The sequence below is a fragment of the Algoriphagus persicinus genome (assembly GCF_035156415.1).
GTDB lineage: Bacteria > Bacteroidota > Bacteroidia > Cytophagales > Cyclobacteriaceae > Algoriphagus > Algoriphagus persicinus.
In genome coordinates, this window is the sequence record NZ_JAYEEY010000036.1 from 26,644 (window position 1) to 32,951 (window position 6,308).

A 6,308-nucleotide genomic window follows, 5' to 3' on the forward strand; every position below is an offset into this window, starting at 1 on the left:
GTATTTTCCTAAAAGGACAGGTATTCTTTCTCCTCCTAATCTTAATTTTATGGAATGAATAAAGTGATGTTTGATTCTATGGCACTGAGAGATATGATGGATGAGGAATTTGATGCACTTTATCCTGTGAAAATTAAAAAGCTATCCGGCACGCATTGGACTCCCGTGGATGTGGCAAGGAAAGCGATAGCATTTTTAGATCAGGAAGGGGGTAGGACTGTATTGGATCTAGGGTCTGGCGCAGGAAAATTCTGTCTGGTCGCTGCTGCAAATTCTAAAGCAATACTCACAGGAGTAGAGCAACGGGAGAACCTAGTCCGACTTTCCAGAAAATTGGCAGTTAAATACCAGCTTCAGCACGTGGACTTTATCCATGGGGATTTAAAAAACCTTGACTTTAGAAGGTATGATGCCTTTTATTTTTTTAATGCCTTTGAAGAAAACATCAATCTTAAGGATAAGTTGGATAAGGAGGGCAGCATCAATTTCGAACAGTATCATAGGTATATCAAGCTGATCCGGGAGAAATTTGAAGAAGCTGCCGCAGGCACCAGAATCGTGACTTATTGTGGAGATGCCGCCGAGATTCCCGAAAGTTACCTACTTGTTAAATCAAGCAATAAAGGGAAGTTGAAGTTTTGGGAGAAGAGGGAATAGTAGAAAAAAAAGAGGCTGTCTCAAATTGAAGTTTATCAATTGAAGATAGCCTTTTTTATCCAATAGAGACCGATTTCTTGATTTTAGCCCCTTTTTTTTGCATACCGATGGACACAATCATTATCCGTCTCATAAAGTCCCGCACGGAGCACTATGGAGCTTTATGACGGAGAAGAGGGAATTTCATCCGGGCTGTCCGGCTATTACACTACCGATCTATTTACGGCTTACGGCCCGTGCTAAAAAATATATCCAGGATCATCAGACCGAATCGGGCGGAAAGCCATTTTATATTTTTGCCATGAAGTTTTTTTTTAAAAATTTAAATTTTAAATTTCATCATTGCAAAAAATTCAGCAGGTTGATAAATCGTTTTACCCAAAGAGACTTTTAGGTTCATCGGTTACTTTTTCAAATAAAATTATTTTATTTTTTGTACTGAGGCAGTTGGATAAACTTTAAAACTACGTCCCCAAAAGGGATCGAATTTATATAATGTAATTGATCAATAAACCTAAAACCAAATTTTTTATGAGAAACCTAATACTAATAATTAGTGGTCTTGTGTTGATGAGTTGGACGATAAGTCCGGCATCTGCACAGACAGTAAGGGGTACGGTCACCAGCGCTGCTGATGGGAGTACACTTCCGGGAGTTTCTGTCATTATCAAGGGTACGTCAACAGGCGTAGCAACAGATCTTGATGGGAACTATTCCTTAAATGTATCCGATCCTGAGACGATTTTGGTGTATTCCTACATTGGATTTGCAGCAAAGGAGATCAGAGTCGGAAATCAGTCTGTAATTAATGTTATCCTTACCGAGGATGCTTCCGAACTCTCGGAGGTAGTTGTAACAGCTCTTGGTATTGAAAGAAATGTCAAGGCTCTGCAGTACTCTATCACAACTGTTGGTGGAGAGGAATTTACCGATGCAAGGGAAAATAACATTGCCAATCAACTTGCAGGTAGGGTCGCCGGCGTAAATGTGACCAATGTTGCTTCCGGTCCAGCGGGATCTTCTAGGGTAATTATCAGGGGCAATACTTCCCTTCAGGGAAATAACCAGCCATTATATGTGGTGGATGGTATTCCAATGGATAATACCAACTTTGGACAGGCTGGAGTTTGGGGCGGTTCAGATGGTGGAGATGGTATGACATCTGTCAACCCTGATGATATCGAATCTATGACTGTTTTGAAAGGTGCGAGTGCTGCAGCATTGTATGGTGCAAGGGCTGCCAATGGTGTCATTTTGATCACCACCAAAAGAGGTACCAAAAGAAAAGGAATTGGAGTTGAATTCAACACCAATACAGTAATTGAAAGGATCAACAACCAAACCGACCTGCAGACTACATTTGGTTCCGGTCGATTCCAAGGAGATCAAATCACTGGTGCGGCAGTCAGACCAACGACAGTGCAACAGGGATATAATTGGGGAACACAGGCTTGGGGTGAAAGATTGGGAAGTGGTACTTCAATGCATTTTGATGGAGTGGAAAGACCTTATGTCCATGCAGGTGANCAGTGCAACAGGGATATAATTGGGGAACACAGGCTTGGGGTGAAAGATTGGGAAGTGGTACTTCAATGCATTTTGATGGAGTGGAAAGACCTTATGTCCATGCAGGTGATAACTGGGATAGGTTTTATCAGACAGGTACAGCAGTTACCAATAGTCTATCCTTAGCAGGCGGTGGAGAAAACCAGACATTTAGATTCAACGTGACTGACCTGAGAAGTTCATCTGTAGTACCAAATGCCGGATTCGACAGGTTAAACATATCCATGTCCACCAATGGTAAATTTGGAAAAAGATTGACATTTGATGCCAAGATTTTATATTCCAATGAAAGAACCAAAAACAGACCCAGATTATCTGATTCACCTGGAAATGCGTTCCAATCAATTTTTGCTTTACCACCAAATGTGAATGTGGAATGGGGTAAAGGCGATCCAAACCGATTGGGTACCATTCCTGTGGGAACTGATCCCGCATTATTGAACACTTGGGGTTTTGCAGAAAGAGAGGAATACCTAATGGTGAACAATCCATGGGGACAAAATCCATACTTCTCTGCGTACCAACTATCGGTCAGTGACGTGAGGGACAGAATATTGACTACCGGTAGTCTAAGGTTTGATATTACTGATCACTTGTATATTTCCGGAAGGGCCGGTATGGATTGGTATACCAGAAGGGGATCTAATTTAACTCCGCAAGGTACAGGATACAGCCGAGGGGGTGGTATGAATGAGAATACCAGAAATGTGAGCGAAATCAATTTGGAAGCTATGTTGGGATATAGCAGGACATTTGGTGACTTTGGTGTCAATGCTTTTGTTGGAGCCAACAGGATGCGTAGAGAGGATGAAACGATTTCTGCCAGTGGCCAGGGATTCAATGTTCCATTCTTCCATGCTATCAACAATTCCATTACAAGAAACTTTGGATATGGCTATTCAGGTTGGGGTATCAATTCAGTTTTTGCTTCAGCTGAATTCAGTTATAAAAATATCTTGTTCTTAACTGCAACAGGCAGGACAGATTGGTTCTCAGTTTTGGACCCTGAGTTCAATGACATTACTTATCCATCAGTAGGAGGAAGTTTTGTTTTCTCTGATGCCATGAGTGAATTGCCTCGCTGGTTAAGTTTTGGAAAGGTAAGGGCATCTTGGGCACAAGTAGGTAACGTAACTGTAGGGCCTTATCAGATAGCCAATGTTTACTCTTTACTGGGTGCTCCGGCAATTGGATTCGATGGCAATCAGGTGGCCATGGCTTCTTTTGCCACAGCACAGGGCAATGCAGGTACCATCCCAAACAAATTTCTAAAACCACTTCTCTCCACAGAAATTGAAGCTGGTGTTGATGTGAGGTTTTTCCAAAATAGATTGGGACTGGATTTTACAATGTACCGTCAGAGAAGTACGGATGACCAATTAAATGCACAGGTTTCTAGATCATCAGGATTTGGATCTACCTTGGTCAATCTAGGTGAAATGGAAAACAAAGGTGTTGAAATCCTCTTAACAGGAACTCCCGTTCAGAGGGGGGATTTTAGGTGGGATGTTTCACTCAATCTGGCAAGAAACAGAAATGAAGTGAAATCTCTGATTGAAGGAAATGATATCCTTAATGTGGAAGAACCTAGAACAAGGACAGTATTTGTACAACACAGAACAGGTCACCCTTTTGGTGTATTGGCAGGATGGGTGCAAAAACGCTCTCCTGATGGTCAGCCAGTATTTGAACCAAACGGTGCACCTGTACAGTCCGATATGATGGAAGTAATCGGTAACGGTATTCCTGATTGGACCGGAGGTATCAACAACAGTATTACCTGGAAAGGTTTTAATCTTTCAGCCTTGGTAGATTTCAGATTTGGTGGGGATCTTTATTCCGGAACTAATGTGAGATTGACCCAATGGGGGCTACACAAACAAACTCTTCAGGGAAGAGCAGGTGAAGCACCTTTGACAGTTTCCGGAGTGGTGCAGACAGATACTGATTCCAATGGAAATCCAATCTATGAAGCTTTCAACAAAACACTTTCTCCAGGAGAGGCCAATAACTATTGGAACCAAATGGGAAATAGGGTGCAGGACTTCTTTATTTATGACGGCTCATTTGCCAAGTTGAGGCAGATTACTTTTGGTTATAATTTCCCCAGAAGAATTTTGGACAAAACGCCTTTGACAACACTCAACTTGTCATTTGTAGGTAGAAACCTTTCAATTCTATGGAAAAATGTGGAAAATATCGATCCTGAATCAGGATACTCGTCAAGTAATGGACAAGGTCTGGATTACTTTGGTATGCCGCAGACCAGAACTTTCGGATTTAACCTAAGAGCTGGATTTTAACCAAAAACTGATATCATACTATGAAATTTATAAATAAAATAATGATAACGATCATGGCTATGAGTATAGCGATGATGGGATGCGATACAGAAGAGTTACATGACCTGAATATCAATCCTCAGGCAGTCAATCAAATAGACCTCAATTTCATGTTTACAGCGGGCCAATTGGGCACAGCTTCCGGTGGATCTGCGGGTGATAACAGGTTTATAGATTGGCGTACCAATATCGGTGTGACTGCTTACCTGATACAGCAGCTTGCCAATGCTGGAGGCGGTATTGCACCGGGTGATAAGTATACAGAGAACTTTGAATCCAATTCAGCACCATTTGAATTCTTCTATGGAGATGCATTGAAAAATTTCTCAGAAGTCATCAAACAGACCGGTCCGGGAGGATATGATGAAGGAAACAAACTCAACACTAGGCATGCAGCTAGAATTATGCAGGTACTGAACTTCCATAGACTAACTGATTTCTATGGCAATATTCCTTACTTCAATGCATTACAAGGGATGAATGGGGTGTTCTTCCCTGAGTATGACCCTCAATCTGACATTTACCCAGCATTGCTAAAGGAACTTGAAGAAGCAACAGCAGCTTTGAGTACTTCCAATCCTGATGATGGGTTTGCAAGGGCTGATTTGGTTTACAAAGGTGATATCGCCAAATGGAAAAAGTTTGGATATTCACTGATGTTGCGTCTTGCCATGCGCGTATCAAATGTCGCCCCTCAACTTGCTGGGGAATATGTGACAAAGGCAATAGCTGGAGGAGTGATGCTAACCAATGCAGATAATTTCTGGGTACCTATGTCGGAAGGGCCAAGTCTTTGGATCAATCAAAACGGAATTTCCAGAGCTTTCTTTCCCGGTGATGGCGGTCAACCAGGTTATTTAAGTGATACCTTTGTGGATTGGCTAAAAGCAGGTGCAACAACAGCTGCAGAAGTAGATCCGAGATTGATGATCATCAGTGGTGGAATCGCCACTTGGTCTGCAGTAGCTTGGAATCCTATCAATACCAATCCTTTAGAACAAAAAGGTATGCCAAATGGATTTGACGCAGCCGGTTTGGAATTAATGGAAGGAGGGCCCGTTGACCAGCAGACAACCTATTCCAGAATAAACTACCTCATGTTAGAAAGAGGTTCACCTTATTTGATGATGAATACAGCGGAATCCCATTTTCTGATGGCAGAAGCTTTGGAACGAAATATTGGTTCTGGAATCACGGGTACAGCTGCTGCCCATTACAATGCTGGAGTTCGGGCTGCTATGCAGATGTACACCCCGTTTGATGAATCATTTGTGGTTTCTGATGCTCAGGTAGATGCTTATTTGGCAAGACACCCTTACGGCGTCGAAAAACCAGCATTGGAAATGATAGGAGATCAAATGTGGGCAAGCAAGTTCTTGAATTGGTGGGAGGCTTGGTCTGATTGGAGAAGAACAGGTTATCCGGTTTTAACTCCAACCAATCACCCTGCAAATGTTACCCAGGGTGCCATCATGAGAAAGTTAAGATATCCTGCTTCAGAAGTTGCTTCCAACGCCAATTTCCAAGAAGGAGCAACACTTCCTGATTTTTATCTTACCAGAGTTTGGTGGGATGGCGGGAATTGAGTTAAAACAATTCAGATTTATAGATTAAAAATAAGGGGCTGTCTCAAAAGTAGATAGTTTAAAAGGCTAGTCGATTACTCGGCTAGCCTTTCTTGTTTTACTCAAAATATGTACTTTGAGGTGTGGAAAAACAAGACTTAAATGTAGTCTTTAAAGA

At 42.0% G+C, this 6,308-nt stretch carries 4 protein-coding genes; all 4 read left to right on the forward strand.

Features of this window, described 5'->3' with window-relative positions; genetic code table 11:
• Positions 1-54 precede the first annotated feature (54 nt).
• The 4 genes from U3A58_RS19835 to U3A58_RS19850 all read left to right on the forward strand — a co-directional run bounded on the left by U3A58_RS19835 (position 55) and on the right by U3A58_RS19850 (position 6,151).
• A complete protein-coding gene (locus tag U3A58_RS19835) occupies positions 55-657 on the forward strand; it encodes a class I SAM-dependent methyltransferase (protein WP_323826142.1) in 603 nt (200 codons plus the stop codon).
• Between the two features lie 570 nt (positions 658-1,227).
• Positions 1,228-2,349 (forward strand): TonB-dependent receptor plug domain-containing protein, encoded by a 1,122-nt coding sequence (locus tag U3A58_RS19840; RefSeq protein WP_465038366.1) that lies wholly within the window; start codon positions 1,228-1,230, stop codon positions 2,347-2,349.
• Positions 2,250-4,526, forward strand: a complete 2,277-nt coding sequence (locus tag U3A58_RS19845; protein ID WP_323826144.1) for a SusC/RagA family TonB-linked outer membrane protein — start codon at positions 2,250-2,252, stop codon at positions 4,524-4,526. Before U3A58_RS19840 ends, U3A58_RS19845 begins: the two co-directional genes overlap by 100 nt.
• 41 nt (positions 4,527-4,567) lie before the next feature.
• Positions 4,568-6,151 (forward strand): SusD/RagB family nutrient-binding outer membrane lipoprotein, encoded by a 1,584-nt coding sequence (locus U3A58_RS19850; protein WP_323826145.1) that lies wholly within the window; start codon positions 4,568-4,570, stop codon positions 6,149-6,151.
• The last annotated feature ends 157 nt before the right edge of the window (positions 6,152-6,308 follow it).

What these genes read in the sequence shown, in the direction of transcription:
- U3A58_RS19835 (WP_323826142.1), top strand. Translation starts at nt 55, where the DNA reads ATGAATAAAGTGATGTTTGATTCTATGGCACTGAGAGATATGATGGAT.
- U3A58_RS19850 (WP_323826145.1), top strand. Translation starts at nt 4,568, where the DNA reads ATGATAACGATCATGGCTATGAGTATAGCGATGATGGGATGCGATACA.
- U3A58_RS19845 (WP_323826144.1), top strand. Translation starts at nt 2,250, where the DNA reads ATGCATTTTGATGGAGTGGAAAGACCTTATGTCCATGCAGGTGATAAC.